This is a genomic window from Candidatus Amarobacter glycogenicus (assembly GCF_016704105.1).
In the GTDB taxonomy this organism is placed as follows: domain Bacteria; phylum Chloroflexota; class Dehalococcoidia; order Tepidiformales; family Tepidiformaceae; genus Amarobacter; species Amarobacter glycogenicus.
Genome location: NZ_JADJAT010000002.1, coordinates 73291 through 92321, shown reverse-complemented (window position 1 = coordinate 92321; position 19031 = coordinate 73291). Strand labels below are relative to the sequence as shown.

The window sequence follows — 19031 nt, the reverse complement described above, 5'->3', positions numbered from 1 at the left end:
CGATGGACTTCGTGGGGACTCAGACGATGCCTGAGTCTTCTCGCCCTGATCCACTAAAACCCGTTCGGGCAGTAGGGCGCGTACTCGGTGCGGAAGAGGGTGTCGGCGGTGCGCAGCGCCGCGGTGTCCTTCGCGACGAGCCGCCCGGCCCGGGCGAAGTGGCTGGCGGGCCGGTAGCCGGAAATGAGCGAGGCGAGGACGTTCGGCGTGACGGTGATGTCGGGACTGAGGTCCGTCCGACGGACAGACGTGGTCTGGCCGTCGGTCTCCAACAGATACGTCCCCACATTCCACGGGCAATCGGTGTCTTCCGGGACCCCGATCGTCAGTTCGCCGCGAGCACCGTATGGGCGTTGCGGGAGGGCCTTTTCGACATCGACGACGCGCATCCAAATGCCATCCGAGGTCTTGCGCTGGAGGACCCGGGGTTCGAGCAGGAGTTCCGGCGCGGGGTCGTCTTCGGCGACGCCACGCATGTCGATGCGGCGCACCAGGTCGTGGGCACGGAGGTAGTCCCAGAGTGCGCGGTACGCGTCCATGTCACGGGCGATGAAGTCGGAGACGTCCATGACCTGGTCCGGTCCAGGATCGGCGAAGTTGCCTTCTTTCGTCTGGTAGATGGCGTGGCCTGTGACTTCGCCGTCGGTGTTGCGGTAGACGGCGCAGTAGACGGGATGCTCCTTCACGTTCGCGCGAAGCGTGCTGGCCTGCCAGAGGATGGTCGAGCGGTGGATGCCGAGGTTCTTATCCTGGACCCACTGGATGTAGTTCTGCTTGACGAACGGGAAGCCTTCTTCTTTTTCGTACATCTCGACGGTGCCATCGGGCGAGCCGGGTCCGTTGAACTGTGCGACGCGGGGGTCGAAGGAGTATCGCGCTTGCCCGGTCGAAAGGCCGTAGCCGAACCGCTGGTAGATGGCGCCCATGCTCGCCCAGAGGATGGCGAGGGACTGGTCCCGGTCGCGCATGGTGGAGAGGGCGCTCGTCATGACCTGGCGGAGAAGACCCTGGCGACGGTAGGCCGGCAGGGTGCCGACGGCAGTAACGCCACCCATCTTCACGGGGTTGCCGTTGAGCCTGACGGTGAAGGGGAGTGTGGCGAGGGTGGTTGCGAGCCGGCCGTCGACGAGGGCGCATGTCGTCCAGTCGGCGGCCGGCCTGGTGAGGTCGTCATCGGGCGAAGGGGCCGAGGCAAATACGTAGTTGACGTTCTTCTGGTACTGGTCCAGTTCCTGAGCGTCTCGAAGGGCGCGAATCTCAACGGCCATGGCGGCATCTCCGGGCGCGGCAGCGCGAACGGCGAGTATAGCCGAGCGGCGAGGAGCCTCAGAGTGCCCTGAAGGTCCGCTTTCCATCGAGCCGGAGGAGGCGGCCGATGCCGGGATGTTCCCAGTGACCCGCCATCCAGAGCCGCTGCTCGTCAATGGCCCAGTCGAGCAGCCATTCACGCGTCTTGCCGGCGAGGAGAGGGTCGTTGTCAAAGGCCGGGGACCAGTCGGGGTGAAGGAGCTGCACGGGGTGGTGAGAGGCGTCGCCCACGATGACGGCCCGTTCGCCCTGGGAGACGATGCCGATTGCGACGTGGCCCGGGGTGTGGCCCGGTGTCGGAACGTAGGTGAGGTGTTCGTCGATCGCTTGTTCACCGGTGGCGAAGGTGATCCGGCCGGAGTCTCGCAGGGGTACGACGCAGTCGACGAGGTGGGCGTTGGCCGGGTCCTGCAGACGTTCGGGCTGCATCCAGAAGTCCCACTCGGACTGCTGGAACCAGAACCGGGCTTTCGGAAAGAAGATCTCAGGCGTGCCATCCGCGGAGTCGACCGTGTTCCAACCTACATGGTCGACGTGCATGTGGGTGTTGAGGACGATGTCGACTTCGCCGGGATCCAAACCCGCACCAGCGAGCGAGTCATTGAGGTGGCCAATCGGCATGTTCGGACGGCGGCGGCGGCCTACGCCGGTGTCGACCAGGATGGTCTTCCCGGCAGAGCGGAGCAGGAAACAGGTGATCGCCATGGGGAACAGGCCGCGCTCATCGGCCTGATGCCGGTACTCGGCCACGAATTCCTCGACATGGTCGGGCAAGAACATCGGCGGGTACATGAGGAGGCGGGTGTCGAGCAGGGGGGTCACTTTGACCGCGCCGATGGTGACGGTGTTCATGGGGATACCTCCGGGGGCGGATCTTACGCGCCCGGAGGGTTAGTGGAGTTCGAAGCTGAACCGTTCGCGAAACCTGACGAGAGCGCGCAGGAGCGGTCCTCCGACGAACACAAGGATGACTGCGTTACAGATACTTCGGAGCAGGTCCCACCCGAAACTCGTGAGGATGTAGTAGTTCCAGTAGCGGCGGACGGTTTCAACGGGGCCAAGACCGGCTTCGTAGGAGATGTCGGGGCCGGCACTGAAGAAGGGCCATGACCAAAGGTTCGTGATGGCTCCGAAAAGGAGGCCCCAGACGATGCCGAAGGCCACCACGGCAGCGACTTCGGTGCGGCGTCCGGCGTGGACGGTGACGAGCCTGAGGGCGCCGGCGCTCGATCCCATCCAGGCGCTGGCGAACATCTGGAAGGGGAGCCATGGCCCGAATCCCCCGGTGACGACCGCGCTAAGGAAGAACGACAGCGCGCCGAGCAGGAACCCCATCCGAAAACCGAACGCGTAGCCGCCAAGGATCACCAGGAAGAAGTACAGGTTCGCTCCCGCGGGGAGCGTGATGGTCCGCAGTACGGCGGCCAGCGCCGCGAGCACGCCGAGCGCGGCCAGCGACTTGCTGTTCAGCCCACCCGCGGTGAGGTCGGCCACGGCGAGGACGAGGCAGAGCGTGGCGGCGGCGGCGAAGACAATGGGAGCATCCGTCTTGTGTGCGAATGACTGGAGTCCGTCTTCGTGTAGCCCGGGGGCGAAGAAGGGATTCAGGTAGGCGAGGAGGCCGACGATGTTCAGGACGACGAACGTCACGACCCCCGGATCGAGCTTGCGACCGAGCGGGCTATCCACGGCGGGCCCTCCAAATGGCAGCCGCCACAATCGCTGCGGCGAGCACCGCCACGATCGTGGCGAAGGCAAGGAGCGTGCCTTCGGAAGAACCGCCACTGGCGCCCTGTGCACCTGAAACGACCGCGGTAGGGCCCGCGTCGGTTGGCTGGGGGACGCTCGCAGACCCCGGGATTGTCACGAGAGCCGAAGGCGAAGCGCCCGGCGGCATCGTGGAAGTCGAGGCCGCGCTCGTGCCTGGCGCCCCGATCGACAGTGTCGGCACTTGAGCGGGCGGCGCCGGAGAGACGGCGACAACCACCGGTGGCGCCGTTGGGGTCGCCGGGGCGGCACCACCCCGAGGGGAGTGGCCGCAGACCTGTTCGAAGGAGACGTCTTTGGGCGCCGGGGCGCTGTTCGGACTGCCTGCGCCCCACTTCCATCCATGGACCTCGCCATCCTTCGCCTTCAGGAGGTTGAAGGCGAGCGAGGAGTACACCCAATTCTTCCCATAGGCCCTCGTAAAGAAGGCCCAATAGGTGCAGTCGCCGCCCTGGCACTGACAGAAACAGGACGAGAACGAGTGGGCGTCGTCGCAGCCCTTCCCAGCCAACGAACAGAGTGCGAGCCCGCTTCCGCCACCGTAGGCGTCGAATGGCTGGCCAGCCGACTGGAGCAGTTGGTCGCCGCTGATGCTCTCTCCGGCAAAGGCGACGCAGTACGTCCGGACGTTCTCGCCGTCCTGGATGACGAGGCCAGCTTCGCCGTCGGCGAGCGCCGAAAGCGGAAACGCGCTGGAGATGGTCGCGACAAGGCCAAGAATCGCCAGCCGCGCAGCCTTAGATGGCGACATCGAACACCACCTCATCGAGTGCCACCGCACCGGGCACGAGCCGAGCGACCTGGGTAGGGTGTGGCCCGTTGGCAGCGAAGGCCTCGCGAGCGGGCAGGTCCGAGAGCACCACCCCGGCGTCCAGGGTAACCACCCGGGTGGCGAATTGGGCTGCGGACTCGATGTCGTGGGTCGCGATGATGGCAGCGCCCCCGCACGAAGCGTGGCGGCGGAGGCGTCCTGCAAGCTGCAGCCTGGCGGCCTGGTCCGCACCCCGCGTGGGTTCATCGAGCAGCCAGATGCGGGGCTCGTGCGCCAGCATTGCTGCGACGGCGACACGCTGCTGCTGGCCCACCGAGATGTCACGCGGGTTCCTGGAGGCGAACTCGGCGATGTTCCATGCTTCGAGCGTCCCGGCAACGCGGGATGCCGATGGACGATGGCCGTTGCGAAGGGCAAGCGTTTCGGCGAGTTCGTCCCGCACCGACTCGCGAAAGAGTGCGATCGATGGATCCTGGGGGACCAGGCCCGCGCGGCCGGTGATTTCGCGCGTTGAGCGAGGTTGGTCCCGGCCTGCCGCAGGAAACGCGACCGAGCCGGCGCCCGCGCGGGCGAGGCCGGTGATAGCCCGGAAGAAGGTCGACTTGCCGCTCCCATTCTGGCCGATGAGGGCGACGATTTCGCCCTCTCGTAGCGCCATGGAGATGTCCCGGAGCACCCTCTGGCCTCCAAGGTCCACGGCGAGACCGTCGACGGCGAGGAGGACGTCTCCGGGGGTTGCGTCGGATCGCGGCCGCGCCGCGAGGCCGCGGGGAAGAGCGGCCCGCGTCTCCTCAAGCGTCAGGCGTGGCGCCAGGCCGAGGAGACGGCCCAGTCCAGCCGCCGGCGGTACGTCGTCGAGCGCAGAGAGTGCGTCGATGGGAGCCAGCGACATGGCTCGACCAGCGACAACGTTGATGACGCGAGTCGCGGACGGAAGAATCCGCTCGAGGCGGTGTTCAGCCACGAGGACCGCTATGCCGCGGGTGGCTTGCAGTTCGACCACCATCCGCAGTAACGCGGCCGCGCCGAACTCGTCGAGTTGGGAAGTCGGTTCATCGAGGAGGAGCATCGCCGGTTCCAGGGCGAGGACGGACGCGACGGCGACCCTCTGGCGTTCACCGCCGGAGAGTGTCGCGAGCCGGCGGTGGCGCAAGTGGCCGATGCCCATCTCCGCGAGGACGAGGTCCATACGCCGGAGCATCTCCGCGCGCGTGATGCCACGCTGTTCCATCGCGAAGGCCACTTCGTCCACCACCGTCTCGGCGACGGCCTGCGCCTCCGGCGATTGGAAGACCATCCCCGCGACGGTTGCGAGCTGCCTTGTGGACGTGCGGATTGCGTCGAATCCGGCGACCGTGACCCGCCCAGAAATGACCCCGCCGTGAAACTGCGGGATCAGACCGTTGAAGAGGCGAAGGAGCGTGGACTTCCCGCCGCCGGACGGCCCCGACAGCAGGCAGAACTCGCGCGGCCTGACATGCACTGATACGTCGGCCAGCGCGGGCTCGAGGGAGCGAGGATAGGTGTACGTCACAGACTCGGCGGCGGCGAGCGTCATGGTGCACCCTCGGCGAAAGCGGTGGCGACCGGTGCATCCGGCGGCGACGCGAGCGCTGGCCGACCGAGAAGGAAGACCGAAGGCCATGCGACGGAGGCCACGAGCCCAGCCTCCGCCAGTGTGAAGCCGGGCATCTGCAGTCCCGCAAAGGGGTTGTAGCCAAGAGTGCTGAAGCCGGCAGCACGGGCGACGGCGATCATCACGACCACAACGCCTGATGCCACGATCGTGACGACCTGGGATCGTGGCAATTCCTCCGCGGCGAAAGTGGTCGCTGCGTGAGAGCGACGGGCTTTCCAGAACCACCATGCCAGTGCGGCGAGGCCAGCTGCCGCGCACAGCGCACCGGCGGGCTTGCCGGAGCTGTTGTAGAACCACAGCCAGGCGGACGCGAGAAGCAGCGGAGCCGAAGCAGCCGCTGCGAATCGCGCGGACCGACCGGGAGCTCTGGACACTGCATAGCCACGTGCCTCCATGGCCTCAGCGAGCTGCATCGAGCGTTCCAGCCCGTTGATGACCGCGGGCACGACCAGTGACGGCAGCTCGCGGAGGCCACTCCGGGCACCGCGAAGCGCGCGAACCTCGCGGATCCGGCGCAGGTCCTCAATGCTTGATGGGAGGAGTGTGAGCCCCACGGTCAGGACGAGACTGGCGTAGTAGAGGGCACCCGGAGTGATCCGGAGGACGCGATACGGGCTCACAGCGCCGCTGAAGACACCGAATGCGAGGAAGATGCAAAGAATCGCGAGGCCCCGAATCCCGGCCGCAGCGAAGCCCTCCGCACTCACCGGGCCGCCGAAGCGGAGGCCGCCCAGCCACTCCGGCATCTCCGGCCCGGGAATCGTGAAGAGGATGTGGTCGCCGTAGCTCCCGTTGATGGTTGCCACAACGATCGAGACCGCGAGCATGGACGAACCAAACAGCGCCATGACCCGGAAGCTGGCGACCCCTGTCGCAGTCCGGGGAGCCAGCGTGGCGACCAGGAGGATGCAGAGGAGCAGGACCGCGAGATACAGCGGGTTGGTGGTGGCGAGCGCCACCACGGTTACCAGCGTTACCCAGGCGACCCATGCTCCCGTATGCATCGAGTACCCCGCTACCGGCGCCGCCAGCGGCCGGCGGAAAGTGCCGCAGCACCTGCGCAGAGGACTGCGATCCCGGAGATAGCAGGTAACCCACCGGCACTTTTCGACCGTTCCCCGGTCCCGGTGGACGGCGGCTTCGGCGCTGCGGTCTGCGAAGCGACGGGCGTCGCGGACGGAGACGGAACGGGGGTGGCAGCGGCGGCCGGGCGCGTGCGCGTAACCGGCGAATCGGGGGCGTTGCAGAAGGTCCGGCCGGCGAGGGCGGGAAGCGCCTGATTCGTCGCATAGGCGGCGTCGAACCCCTTGAACGAGCCGTTGGGCTGCTGTTGGGACACCAGGAACTGCACCGGCGTGACTCCGCCCCTTTCGTAGCCGGCGGCGTCCGGGTTCTCGCCAAGCGCGATAAGCGCCTGGATAACGTAGGCGGTCGACGACGCATTCGACTCCGATGGGTCGAAGCCCCAGCCCCCATCGTTGCCCTGGGAAGACTTCAGGTAGGCGAAGGCCTTCGTGATAGCGGAATCGGTTTTGGGAGTGCCGCTGGCGAGGAGGGCCTGGAGAGCGATGGCGGTCGTGTCCGGGTCGGCGAATCCGCCGAACCCCCAGCCGCCGCCCGGGGCGAGTTGGGTGGACTTCAGGGCGGCCACGGCTGCCGGAGGAACGGTGTTCCCGGTGCAGGCGAGCCCCAGCATCGCGACAGACTGGCTGAAGTCGTCGCCGCCGTAGGTTCCTTTCGCGGGATCGTAGCCCTGGTTCACGCGGGCTATGAGATCGATCCCGGCGATGGCTTTCGGGTTCATCCCGAGTGCCCTGGCGCCGAGAGCGGCCTTTGCCGCCGCAGCGGGAGAAGCCACCCCGGTAACTTTGGCGGTCAAGAACTGAACAGGCCCGTTGCCCCCGACCAGGTCCTTAGCCGGGTCGTAGCCGGCGGCGCGGACGGCGAAGACTGCATCGACGTTCTGTCCCAGGTCGGTCGTGCCGTACGACCCGTCGGCATCCTGGATCGACTTGATGAAGGCTGAGCCGGAGAGGACAGCACTGGTTTCCGGCAGAGCGGCGGTGGCCACGAGCACCGGGAGGACACCCAGAGCCGCGGCGGCGGCGAAGAGCAAACGACGAAACATAAGAACCCCAAAGTCCACTGTGCCGTTGAAGGCGGAGGCAAGACTGTTGGGCGGGTAAACAGAAGAACCCGCCAGGGCTGGCGGGTTCAGGTAATAGTAACCATCACTCCGACCCCTTTCTGCACGAAGGATCATCGGCGGCGGAGGAGGGAGGGTTTTCTGGCTCGGCCCGAAGGGGCCTCACAGTTGCGGCACAGCACCGGAATCACACCGGCTTGCCCCGGTTCCTTCCCGAAAGAAGGACCCTCTCCGATATTCGATTGTCACCCCGGACTGTCCAACTTCCTGGCCAGCCGGTCAAGGGTCATTTCGCGGCGGTGCGGGCGGCGACTTCGGCCATGGCCTCACCAAGCCGGTGAATGCCTTCCTCGATCTCTTCCATCGCGACATAACTGAAAGCGAGGCGAATGTGGTTTGTGGCGTTGCCATCGGCGAAGAATTGCGGCCCCTGCCCGACAACCACCCCTTTTTCGTTGGCGGCCATCTGAACGTCGCGGGAATTCAGGCCCGGCCGCAACTGCAGCCAGAGAAAGAAGCCGCCGAGAGGACGGGTGTAGGTGGCGTAAGGCGCCGTGTAGCGAGCGAGTGCGTCTTCGACGCGTTCCAGTTTGCGGAGGTAGATGCCGCGCAGGTTTTCGATGTGCCTGTCGAGGTCGCCGTTGCGCATCATCTCGGCGATGACGCGGCCAAGAAATGGACTGCTCCCCATGTCGTAGCGAAGGGCAGCCACGCGGCTGATGAGTGCGGGCGGGCCCATGATCCAGCCCATCCGCAGTCCGGTAGCAATGATCTTGGAGAAGCTGGAGACCTTGATCCCGTGGTCTCCGTTGCTCAGGGCGAAGACCGAAGGGGGCGGAGTCTGTTCGAACCAGAGCTCTCCATAGGCGTCGTCTTCGAGCACGAATGTGTTAAAGCGCCGGGCGAGTTCCAGCAGTTTCTCGCGCCGGTCGAGCTGGAGCGTGCAGCCGGCCGGGTTCTGATGCGTCGGGATGCAGTAGATGAACTTTGCCCGTTTCCCCTGGTCCGCGAGCTTCTGGAGTTCGTCTTCGAGGATGTCGCAGCGCATCCCCTGCTCGTCCATGGGAATGGCGACCTGTGTGGCGCCAAACGAACGGATCGTGCGCATGCTGCCGGGAAAGTTCGGGCTTTCGACCATCACGACATCGCCAGGGTCGAGGAGGGTTTCACAGACCATCCCGATGGCGTGCGCGGAGCCCGAAGCGATGATCACGTTATCCCGGGTGAGTGGAATCCCCTCGATTCGCGAAGAACGCTCGGCAATCGCGTCTCTGAGCGGGAGGGGGCCGAAGGTCCCGCCGTATTCCAGGGCTTCCTTCTGTTCGCGCTCGATGACGGCCCTCGCGGCACGCAGGAGCTGCTCGCCGGGCAGCGATGGGATGTCGGGCAGGCCGCCCGCGAAAGAGATCAGGTGGCGAGGATCGGGCGTTGCCGCGGCCCAGACCTGCGGGCCCAGGATCCTTGAGCGTGCACTCACCATCTCTTCGAGGTGTTCGGGGGTCCAAAAGAGGTCGGCCATGGCTTCCGTCCGGGGAGTAGAGGTCGGAATACCTTAGCACGCGTCTCAGGCAGTTATCTGCAGCGTCCGGGTCCGTGGGGCTCGACGGATGGCTTGACGATTGAGTTATACTGCTGGCTCACCCAGTTGCTTGCTCGTGATTGCGATTGTTTTCACAATCTGCGGACCGAATCTAATCGGGCACCGCAGGGGCATCGCCATTGCAAAACGAGAGAGCTCCTGGAGTAACAACACGTTTTGAGGAAGACGACGATGGGCCATCCGCATTTGCCGTCCGCGCAAGGGTTATACCGCCCGGAGCACGAGCACGACAGTTGCGGCGTGGGGTTCATCGTCCATCTGAAGGGCCATCGTTCGCATCAGATCGTGGACGACGGTCTCAGCGCGCTGGAGCACCTGAACCATCGCGGTGCATCGGGCAGCGAGCCGAACACGGGTGACGGCGCGGGCATCCTGATCCAGACGCCCCACGAATTCTTCCGCCGAGAGTGCGCTAAGCTTGGCATTCGACTACCGGAGGCCGGCCAGTATGGCGCCGGCCTCTTCTTCGCCTCGCCGGATGCCCGCGCCCGTGCGCAGGGAATGGCGCTCTTCGCGGCGATCGTCGAAGAGGAAGGCCAGCATCTCCTCGGTTGGCGGGAAGTCCCAACAAACAATGCCTCGCTGGGGCAAACGGCACTCGAGGCGGAGCCGTTCATCCAGCAGGTCTTCGTCGGCCGGGGAAGCGATGTCACCACGGAAGACGAGTTCGAGCGTTGCCTGTACGTCATTCGGAAGCGGTTCGAGAAGGCCATCGACCGCTGGGGGATCAAGGAAGCGGACTGGTTTTACTTCGCGAGTCTCTCCTGTCGGACATTCGTCTACAAAGGGATGTTGACGGCTATCCAGCTCCGTGAGTACTTCCCGGACCTGAGCGACAAGCACGTGATCAGCGCGATGGCGATGTTCCATTCGCGGTTCAGCACGAACACCTTCCCGAGCTGGGAACTGGCCCACCCGTATCGAATGGTTGCGCACAACGGCGAGATCAACACGCTTCGCGGCAACCGCAACTGGATGGCTGCGCGCGAGGCGCTGTTCGCATCGCCGCATTTCGAAGACATTCACAAGATCCTTCCGATCATCAACGAGCACGGGAGCGACACGGCGAGCCTCGACCAGGCGCTCGAACTGCTCGTCCTCGCCGGGCGCCCACTCGCCCACGCGATGATGATGCTCATCCCCGAGGCCTGGCAGGGCCATGAATCGATGAGCGCGGAGAAGAAGGCCTTCTACGAATACCACAGCTGCCTGATGGAGCCCTGGGACGGCCCCGCCTCCGTGGCGTTCACGGATGGCAAGGACATCGGGGCGACCCTCGACCGCAACGGGCTCCGGCCGTCGCGGTATTACGTGACCGACGACGACATCGTCATCATGGCGTCGGAGGTCGGTGTCTTGCCGATCGCGCCTGAAAAGATCGTCCACAAGGGGCGCCTGCAGCCGGGAAAGATGTTCCTGGTGAGCATGGAAGAAGGCCGGATCATCGACGATGCCGAACTGAAGGGGAGGCTCGCGACTGAGCGGCCATATGCCGACTGGTTGAAGCGGAACCTGGTCTCCATCGATGAAATCCCGGAGGCCGAGGCTCTGCCGGCGCCCGACACGGAAACGCTTCTGCGGGAACAGATTGCTTTCGGATACTCCATCGAGGACCTGAAGTACATCCTGGGGCCGATGGCGAAGAACAGTGAAGAAGCGCTCGGCTCCATGGGAACCGACACCCCGCTGGCCGTGCTTTCGACCCGACCACAGCCGCTCTACAACTACTTTCAGCAGCTCTTCGCCCAGGTAACGAACCCGCCTCTGGACGCGATCCGCGAGGAACTTGTGACTTCCGTGAAAACGGTCATCGGCCCCGAGGGCAACCTCCTCGACCCGGAGCCCGAAAGTTGCCACCTGGTGAGCCTGGAAAGCCCGTTCATCGGCAACGAAGAACTCGCGAAGTTCAAGTCGCTGAAGGATCACGCGCTTCGCGCGACCGTCCTGCCGATGACCTTTCCGGTGATGGCAGGCCCTGCGGGTCTGGAGCCGGCGATGCAGTCCCTTTTCGAGGCCGCCGACGTCGCCATCGAGGGCGGGGCGAAGGTCCTGATCCTCTCGGACCGGGGCGTCGACTCGGAACATGCGCCGATCCCCTCGCTGCTGGCAGTCGCGGGATTACATAATCACCTGATTCGAGAGAAGAAGCGCACCCAGGTCGGGCTGATCGTCGAAACGGGCGATGCGCGCGAAGTTCATCATTTCGCCCTGCTGATCGGATACGGCGCGGGCGCGATCAACCCCTACCTCGCCCTGGATTCACTGGCCCAGGTCCAGAAGGATGGGTACATCGATGAAGGCATCTCCGTCGAGGACCTGCAACACCACTACCTTAAGGCGATCAAGAAGGGCGTAGTGAAGGTGATGTCCAAGATGGGCATCTCGACCATTCACAGCTACCGGGGAGCGCAGATCTTCGAGGCCATAGGTCTTTCGGATGTCTTCATCGATCGGTACTTCACGAAGACGGTTTCGCGCATCGGCGGGATCGGTATCGATGAGGTCGCTATCGAAGCTCTCGCCCACCACCAGCGCGCCTATCCGCCCCGTGACGGCAGCCTGCACGAGCTTCAATGGGGCGGCCATTACCAGTGGCGGCGCGACGGAGAGTTCCACCTCTTCAACCCGGACACGGTGTTTAAGCTCCAGCACGCGACGCGGACCGGCCAGTACAACATCTTCCGCGAGTACACCAAGCTCGTGGATGACCAGGCCGAGCGAATGTGTACCCTCCGGGGGCTGTTCGAATTCAGGCCGGACCGGCCGCCGGTGCCCATCGAGCAGGTCGAGTCGGTTGAGAGTCTCTTCAAGCGCTTCGCGACCGGGGCGATGTCGTTCGGATCGATCAGCGCCGAGGCCCACGAGACGCTCGCGATCGCAATGAACCGCATCGGTGGCCGCAGCAACACCGGCGAAGGTGGCGAGGACCGCCGGCGATTCACCCGGGATGCGAACGGTGACTTGCGGCGAAGCTCGATCAAACAGGTTGCTTCGGGACGATTCGGTGTCACGAGCGAATACCTGGTCAACGCCGACGAACTCCAGATCAAGATGGCCCAGGGCGCGAAACCCGGCGAAGGCGGACAACTTCCGGGGGCGAAGGTCTATCCGTGGATCGCAGAGGTCCGTCACGCGATGCCCGGCGTTGGACTGATCAGCCCACCTCCTCACCACGACATTTACTCTATCGAGGACCTTGCACAGCTCATTCATGACCTGAAGAACTCGAACCCTCGAGCGCGGATCAGCGTGAAGCTCGTCGCGGAAGTGGGCGTGGGCACCGTCGCTGCGGGCGTGGCAAAGGCGAAGTCCGACCTCGTGTTGATCAGCGGCCACGACGGTGGCACAGGCGCGAGCCCGCTGACTTCTCTGAAGCATGCCGGCATCCCGTGGGAGCTCGGCCTTTCCGAGACGCAGCAAACACTGGTGTTGAACAAGCTGCGCGATCGGATTGTTGTCCAGGTTGACGGCCAGATGAAGACGGGCCGCGATGTCATCGTGGGTGCGTTGCTGGGCGCCGAGGAGTTCGGTTTCGCGACCGCGCCGCTGGTGGTCATGGGCTGCGTGATGATGCGGGTCTGCCACCTGGACACGTGCCCGGTTGGCATCGCGACGCAGAACCCGGAATTGCGGGAGAAGTTCTCGGGGAAAGCCGACCATGTCGTCAACTTCTTCACTTTCATCGCGGAGGAGGTCCGCGGCTACATGGCCCAACTGGGCTTCCGCTCGCTGGATGAGATGATCGGACGGAGCGACCTGCTCGACGTGCGGCGGGCGGTGAATCACTGGAAGGCGCAGGGACTCGACCTCTCGGCGATCCTTTACCGGCCTGAGAATGCTGCGAGTGTCCCGGTGCGCCGGGTTGCGGACCAAGACCACGGCCTGAGCCGCGCGCTGGACAACCAACTCCTGGAGCTGTGCAAGCCGGCCCTGGAACGCGGGGAGAAGGTCTCTTTCGAGATGGACATCCGCAACGAGAACCGGACCGTGGGGACCATGCTGGGGAGCGAGCTGACTCGCAAGTACGGCGCCGCAGGGCTGCCGGACGACACGATCGATATTCTCTTCCGGGGCTCGGCGGGCCAGAGCTTCGGCGCGTTCGTCCCGTCCGGTATCACGCTGCGGCTTGAGGGGGACTCGAACGACTACGTCGGGAAGGGGCTTTCCGGCGGCAAAAGTCATCGTCTACCCACCGCCCACTTCGCCTTTTGTTCCCGAAGAGAACATCGTCGTCGGGAATGTGGCGCTCTATGGCGCGACGGGAGGAGCTGCGTTCTTCCGTGGAGTAGCGGGAGAGCGCTTCATGGTGCGGAACAGCGGCGCCGTGGGCGTGGTGGAGGGGACGGGCGACCACGGATGCGAGTACATGACCGGCGGCCGGGCAGTCGTCATCGGTAAGACGGGCCGGAACTTCGGCGCCGGCATGAGCGGCGGGATCGCCTTCGTCTTCGATGAAGACGGGAGTTTCCCGGAGCGCTGCAACATGGAGATGGTTGGGCTCGAACGGCTGGAAGAGCACGAGGACCTCGACCTGGTCCAGGGGCTGCTCGAACGGCACCTGGAATACACGGGGAGCACGGTCGCGCAGCGCATCCTCCGGGACTGGCCGGTGCTCGCCACCAGGTTCGTGAAAGTGATGCCGCGGGAGTACCGCCGGGTGCTGGATGCAGCACGGACGCGCGCCTCGGATGAGGACCGCGAGACCGCGGGGGTGGGGCGTGGCTAAACCGACCGGGTTCCTTGAATTTGAGCGGGAAACGCCAACGCGCCGGGCGGTTGAATCGCGCGTCCACGACTGGCTGGAAGTCTACGAGGACTTCCCGGTTTCACATCTCAAGCAACAGGCGGCGCGCTGCATGGACTGCGGCATCCCGTTCTGTCACCAGGGGTGTCCCCTTGGGAATATCATCCCCGACTGGAATGACCTCGTGTACCGCGACAAGTGGCAGGACGCCATTGAACGGCTGCACGCGACCAACAACTTTCCGGAGTTCACGGGGCGGCTCTGTCCCGCACCGTGCGAGGGGGCATGCGTCCTCGGGATCAACAGCGACCCGGTCACCATCAAGCAGGTCGAGCTGACCATCATCGAACACGCTTTCGCTGCGGGTTGGGTGAAGCCGCAACCGGCCCGGGTGAAGACGGGTAAGACCGTGGCGGTCATCGGTTCTGGGCCCGCCGGCCTCGCCGCGGCACAACAGCTCGCTCGCGCCGGGCACGGAGTGACGGTGTTCGAACGAGACAGCCGTATCGGCGGACTCATGCGGTATGGGATCCCTGACTTCAAGATGGAAAAGCGATTCCTGGACCGCCGCATGGAACAGATGGCGGCGGAGGGCGTGGTGTTCAGGCCCGGCGTGAATGTCGGCCGGGACATCGACGCGCGCGAACTTCTCGCGCAATTCGACGCGGTCTGTCTTTCCGGCGGCGCCACGCACGCACGCAACCTTGAGGTACCCGGCCGAGAGCTCGAAGGCGTGTACTACGCCATGGAGTACCTGCCGATGCAGAACAAACGGAACGCGGGAGACGAGATCCCTGCGTCCAGGTTCATTTCGGCGGAGGGCAAGCGCGTCATCATTCTCGGTGGTGGCGATACCGGCGCCGACTGCCTTGGGACCGCGCTTCGGCAGGGAGCGCGTGAGATCCTGCAGTATGAAATCCTCCCGAAGCCGCCTGCGTCGCGATCGAGCGACAATCCCTGGCCGACCTACCCCAACATCTACCGGGTCTCCTCGGCACACGAGGAAGGCGGCGCTCGGGACTACAGCGTGATGACGAAGTCCCTCTCGGGCGAGAACGGGAAGCTAACCACGCTCCATGCGGTGAGGGTGGAATTTGTGAGCGAGGATGGCCGCCAGGTCATGAGAGAAGTGCCGGGTTCGGAGTTCACTGAACCGGTCGACCTGATCTTCCTCGCGATGGGATTCCTTGGGCCAGAAAAGCCGGGGATGCTGGAACAACTCGGCGTGGAGTTGACCGAGCGCGGAAACGTGCGGGGCGACGAGAACAAGATGACATCCGTGCCGGGCGTCTTCACCGCCGGCGACATGACCCGTGGTCAGTCGCTGATCGTCTGGGCTATCGCCGAGGGCCGTGCAGCGGCGCGGGGCATCGACCAGTACCTGATGGGCGAGACGCTGCTCCCGATCAATTAGAGCCGGCGTCGCTGCGTGAAGCCCGCCCCAGCGGTCGCTCGTGCGACACGATGCGTGCGGGCACGCCGACCGCAGTCGAGTTCTCCGGTACGTCGATCATGACGACTGCATTCGCACCGATCCGGGCGTTGTCGCCGACTGTCACAGGACCCAGGACTTTGGCGCCGGTCCCGATGAAGACGAACCTCCCGAACTTGGGCCCAACGAGGCTGACATCCGGGCCGCCGGTGTTCAGACCGAGTGTCACGAACGGCGAGATGGAGCAGTCCGGCCCTATCGTCACCTCACCGTCGATGATGACGTGACCGTGATTGAGGAGGAGGCCTGGCCCGATTTGCACATGGTCACCGATAGAGACACCAGCCAGCACCATGGTCAGCCGCCGGCAGCAGAACGGAATGATGGGCACTCCGTGTGCGCGGGCCCACGCCTGGAAGCGGTAAACCAGCAGGACCTGGAGCTCGTTCGACAGCAGAACCGCAGCGAGTGTCTCCGCACGCTCACCGAGGAGTCGGCGAACTCCCGGCACACTGTGCCAGGCTACGCCGATGCGGATGTCTTCGCGGACGTTCTCGAACACAGCGAGAAGCTATGGGAGCAACGGCAAACGGGCAATCTGCCCTAACGGTCGCGGTCGACCAGGTAGGCGCCGATTTCACGGAGCTGCTGCCGGACGGTCTCCGGGAGCTCGAAAGCCGCCAGCAGGGCGCCGGCTTCGGCGACGAGGCGGTCAGCCTCGGACCGTGAGTACTCACGGGAGCCGCCGGCGTCAAGCGCGCCGACAACTTCCGAAAGCTCATCTTCAGACATAACGGCGCTGGCATAAGCACGCTGGATCGTGTGTGCCGCAGAACCAGCGAGGCCGTGGACGACCGGAAGCGTCTTCTTTCGCCTGAGGATGTCGCTGCTCGTGGATTTACCGGTCTGGTTAGGATCTCCCCAGATTCCCAGGTAGTCATCCTGGACCTGAAATGCCAGCCCAACGGTCTCGCCCCAGCGCTGCAGCGTCCGGGCCTGGTGTTCGTCCGCACCCGCGAGCAGCGCCCCCATCGCCAGGGGCGCGCCGAGGAGTGCGCCCGTCTTCCCGCGGATCATCTCAAGGTATTCGTCCGGCGTGACGCTCTCGCGTGACTCGAAGGCAATGTCTTGCCATTGGCCGTATATCATCCGCGCCATTGCGTCGTTCAGGACTGCCAGCGCGGCGAGACGGCGACTCGCCGGTCCTGCGCCGTCCAGGAGGGCGGACACCGCCCGAGTGATCAGGAAGTCGCCGGCGTTTATCGCCTGTCCCTCTCCCTTCAACGCCCAGACCGTTGGGCGCGAGTGCCGCTCGGCGTCGCGATCCTGAACATCGTCGTGCACGAGGGAGAAGTTGTGGATGAGCTCGACGGCGACGGCTCCCGGGAGTGCCACTTCGGGTGGGCTGCCGAACAGCGTGGCGGCAAAGAGGCAGAGGGCGGGGCGAATGCGCTTGCCGCCGGTGGTGACCGCACTGCCAAGTTCGTCCTGCCAGCCAAGGACATACCGTGCTATCTCGACAAGTTCAGCAGGACCGTCGGCGAGGGCGGACTGCAAGGCAGTCTCGACCGCCGGCAGGTGCCGCGCGAGGGCTACCGGAAGGGGAGCGGGCATTTCAGGTCGCTGCCAGGGTGACGAGAGGCACGGATGGAGAGGCCCCGAGCAGCGCTTTCGCGCGTGCGGCGATCCCGGCCGCATCGAGCTGATAGATCTGGCGGAAGGTGGCCTGTGGACCGTGGTCGACGATTTGGTCCGGCATCGCGAGGTTGGCCAGGTTCTTCGTGGCCAGGCCGTTATCGGCGAGCAGTTCCAGCACCGCATCGCCGAAGCCACCCGCGCGGACGTTTTCTTCAGCGGTGACGAGCCCGCCTGTCGTCCGCGCATAGCGAAGGAGGAGTTCCTCATCGAGCGGTTTGGCATAGCGCGCGTTGATGACCGCCGCATCGATGCCTGCCTGCTCGAGGATGCCGGCAGCGAGCAGGCACTCCGAGACGGACGTGCCGAACCCTACGAGCGTAACGTCGCGGCCTTCGCGCAGGACTTCGCCGCGGCCGATGGGCAATTGCCTCATTGGCTCAACCGTTGAGGCACCCGGGCCGGAGCCGCGCGGGTAGCGCAGGGCGAACGGGCCGCTGTGGTTGACCCCCGTGTAGAGCAAGTCGCGCAGTTCGCGTTCGTCTTTCGGGGCGGCGATGACCATGTTCGGCAGGCAGCGGAGGAAGCTGATGTCGATGAAACCCTGGTGCGTCTTGCCGTCGTCGCCGACGAATCCCGCACGATCCATCGCGAAGACCACGGGAAGGCCCTGAACGACGACGTCGTGGACGACCGAGTCGAACCCGCGTTGCAGGAAGGTCGAGTAGATGGCACAGATAGGCTTAATGCCTTCGGTTGCGAGTCCGGCGGCAAAGGTCACCGCGTGCTGCTCGGCGATGCCAACATCGAATACGCGGTCCGGGTGCTTCGCATGTACGGGAGCGAGGCCCGTGCCCTCGAGCATCGCGGCGGTAACGGCGACGACGCGGGGATCGGACTCGATGAGCTCCCGGGTCGCTTCGGCGAAGACCTGGCTGTAGCTCGGTTTGGGCTTCGGGGCGTCGGGCGCCGCAGGTTTCTTCAACCAGTACGTGCCGCTGTGGCTCTTTATCGGGTCGGCGGCGGCCTCCGGGATGCCATGGCCTTTCTCCGTAAGAATATGGAGCAGGACGGGCTTGCCGGGGACTCGCTTGATCGCGTTGAAGGTCGCCTCGAGCTCCGCGATGTTGTGGCCGTCGATCGGCCCGTAGTACTCGAAGCCGAACTGCTCCCAGAACGTCACAGGGACGAGCAAGTCACGCACGCTGGCTTTCACTCGCTTAGCGCCCTGCCAGACCTGGCGGCCGAGCGGGAGGTGCTCGACGAACTCGCTCAGATCGCGCTTGGCGTTGCGATAGAGCGGATCGACGCGGATCTTGTTCACGTTCTTGCTGAGCGCACCAACGTTGGGCGAGATCGACATGGCGTTGTCGTTGAGGACGACGATGAGCTTCTGGGTACGGAGATGACCGGCATGGTTCATCGCTTCCAGAGCCATACCGGCAGTCATAGCGCCGTCGCCGATGACGGCGATGGAGTAGTAGTCATCGCCCTTGAGATCACGGGCGACGGCCATTCCCACAGCGGCGGAGATGGATGTGCCCGCATGTCCGGCGCCGAACACATCATGTTCGCTTTCGGTACGATCGGAAAAACCGGAGAGCCCGCCGAACTGGCGGATGCTCGTCATGCGGTCTTTGCGGCCGGTCAGGATCTTATGGACGTAGACCTGATGGCTGACATCCCAGACGACTTTGTCTTTCGGGGTATCGAACAAGCGGTGGAGGGCGATGGAGAGTTCGACCACGCCCAGATTGGAGGCGAGATGGCCGCCGCCGCCGATACAGTCCACGGTGTCGACGAGGAAGTGGCGGATTTCATCGGAGAGCTGTTCGAGTTGCTCGTACGTGAGCCCGCGGAGGTCTCTGGGGCCGTCAATACGATCGAGAATCTCGGTCAACCTGTGGTTCCCTCCGCAACTAAGTAGGCCACGTACCGACTCGCTGCGCGGTACGTCTGCTTACCTCGCGGGCGCGGGTATACGAAAG

General features: G+C 64.9%; 12 protein-coding genes, 1 pseudogene and 1 riboswitch. Of the genes and pseudogenes, 2 read left to right on the top strand and 11 right to left on the bottom strand.

Features of this window, described 5'->3' with window-relative positions:
- Window positions 1-53: 53 nt before the first annotated feature.
- From IPG14_RS05155 to IPG14_RS05120, 8 genes are all read right to left on the bottom strand, one after another.
- Window positions 54-1268, bottom strand: a complete 1215-nt coding sequence (locus IPG14_RS05155; RefSeq protein WP_343391102.1) for a GNAT family N-acetyltransferase — start codon at window positions 1266-1268, stop codon at window positions 54-56.
- A gap of 58 nt (window positions 1269-1326) precedes the next feature.
- Entirely contained in the window at window positions 1327-2160 is an 834-nt protein-coding gene (locus IPG14_RS05150; protein ID WP_343391101.1) for an MBL fold metallo-hydrolase, read from the bottom strand.
- A gap of 39 nt (window positions 2161-2199) precedes the next feature.
- Complete coding sequence (locus IPG14_RS05145; protein WP_343391100.1) at window positions 2200-2997, bottom strand: ECF transporter S component; 798 nt, start codon at window positions 2995-2997, stop codon at window positions 2200-2202.
- Window positions 2990-3826: a hypothetical protein gene (locus IPG14_RS05140; protein ID WP_343391099.1), complete on the bottom strand. Its 837-nt coding sequence runs from the start codon at window positions 3824-3826 to the stop codon at window positions 2990-2992. The genes IPG14_RS05145 and IPG14_RS05140 overlap by 8 nt, the downstream gene beginning before the upstream one ends.
- Window positions 3813-5405 (bottom strand): ATP-binding cassette domain-containing protein, encoded by a 1593-nt coding sequence (locus tag IPG14_RS05135; protein WP_343391098.1) that lies wholly within the window; start codon window positions 5403-5405, stop codon window positions 3813-3815. Before IPG14_RS05135 ends, IPG14_RS05140 begins: the two co-directional genes overlap by 14 nt.
- Entirely contained in the window at window positions 5402-6490 is a 1089-nt protein-coding gene (locus IPG14_RS05130; RefSeq protein ID WP_343391097.1) for an energy-coupling factor transporter transmembrane component T, read from the bottom strand. Before IPG14_RS05130 ends, IPG14_RS05135 begins: the two co-directional genes overlap by 4 nt.
- A gap of 11 nt (window positions 6491-6501) precedes the next feature.
- A complete protein-coding gene (locus tag IPG14_RS05125) occupies window positions 6502-7602 on the bottom strand; it encodes a prenyltransferase/squalene oxidase repeat-containing protein (protein ID WP_343391096.1) in 1101 nt (366 codons plus the stop codon).
- 143 nt (window positions 7603-7745) lie between these two features.
- Window positions 7746-7877: riboswitch (cobalamin riboswitch) on the bottom strand.
- Window positions 7878-7918: 41 nt separating this feature from the next.
- Window positions 7919-9151: a PLP-dependent aminotransferase family protein gene (locus IPG14_RS05120; protein ID WP_343384445.1), complete on the bottom strand. Its 1233-nt coding sequence runs from the start codon at window positions 9149-9151 to the stop codon at window positions 7919-7921.
- A gap of 252 nt (window positions 9152-9403) precedes the next feature.
- Here IPG14_RS05120 and gltB point away from each other — a divergent pair.
- Together gltB and IPG14_RS05110 are read left to right on the top strand one after the other, a co-directional pair.
- A pseudogene (gltB, locus tag IPG14_RS05115) lies at window positions 9404-13958 on the top strand (glutamate synthase large subunit).
- Window positions 13951-15390: a glutamate synthase subunit beta gene (locus tag IPG14_RS05110; RefSeq protein ID WP_343391095.1), complete on the top strand. Its 1440-nt coding sequence runs from the start codon at window positions 13951-13953 to the stop codon at window positions 15388-15390. Before gltB ends, IPG14_RS05110 begins: the two are co-directional and overlap by 8 nt.
- Here IPG14_RS05110 and IPG14_RS05105 read toward each other — a convergent pair.
- Genes IPG14_RS05105 through dxs form a run of 3 tightly spaced genes read right to left on the bottom strand, consistent with a single transcriptional unit; the run spans window position 15383 to window position 18943 of the window.
- Entirely contained in the window at window positions 15383-15970 is a 588-nt protein-coding gene (locus tag IPG14_RS05105; RefSeq protein WP_343391094.1) for a serine acetyltransferase, read from the bottom strand. The two genes, IPG14_RS05110 and IPG14_RS05105, sit on opposite strands and share 8 nt — an antisense overlap.
- A gap of 41 nt (window positions 15971-16011) precedes the next feature.
- Window positions 16012-17022, bottom strand: coding sequence for a polyprenyl synthetase family protein (locus IPG14_RS05100; protein ID WP_343391093.1), 1011 nt, complete (start codon window positions 17020-17022; stop codon window positions 16012-16014).
- A gap of 1 nt (window position 17023) precedes the next feature.
- Entirely contained in the window at window positions 17024-18943 is a 1920-nt protein-coding gene (gene dxs, locus IPG14_RS05095; RefSeq protein WP_343391092.1) for a 1-deoxy-D-xylulose-5-phosphate synthase, read from the bottom strand.
- Between the last annotated feature and the right edge of the window lie 88 nt (window positions 18944-19031).

Bases quoted from the DNA above. Each gene is read 5' to 3' on its own strand.
- IPG14_RS05155 (WP_343391102.1), bottom strand. From the start codon at position 1,268: ATGGCCGTTGAGATTCGCGCCCTTCGAGACGCTCAGGAACTGGACCAG.
- IPG14_RS05120 (WP_343384445.1), bottom strand. From the start codon at position 9,151: ATGGCCGACCTCTTTTGGACCCCCGAACACCTCGAAGAGATGGTGAGT.
- IPG14_RS05150 (WP_343391101.1), bottom strand. From the start codon at position 2,160: ATGAACACCGTCACCATCGGCGCGGTCAAAGTGACCCCCCTGCTCGAC.
- IPG14_RS05140 (WP_343391099.1), bottom strand. From the start codon at position 3,826: ATGTCGCCATCTAAGGCTGCGCGGCTGGCGATTCTTGGCCTTGTCGCG.
- IPG14_RS05135 (WP_343391098.1), bottom strand. From the start codon at position 5,405: ATGACGCTCGCCGCCGCCGAGTCTGTGACGTACACCTATCCTCGCTCC.
- IPG14_RS05100 (WP_343391093.1), bottom strand. From the start codon at position 17,022: ATGCCCGCTCCCCTTCCGGTAGCCCTCGCGCGGCACCTGCCGGCGGTC.
- IPG14_RS05130 (WP_343391097.1), bottom strand. From the start codon at position 6,490: ATGCATACGGGAGCATGGGTCGCCTGGGTAACGCTGGTAACCGTGGTG.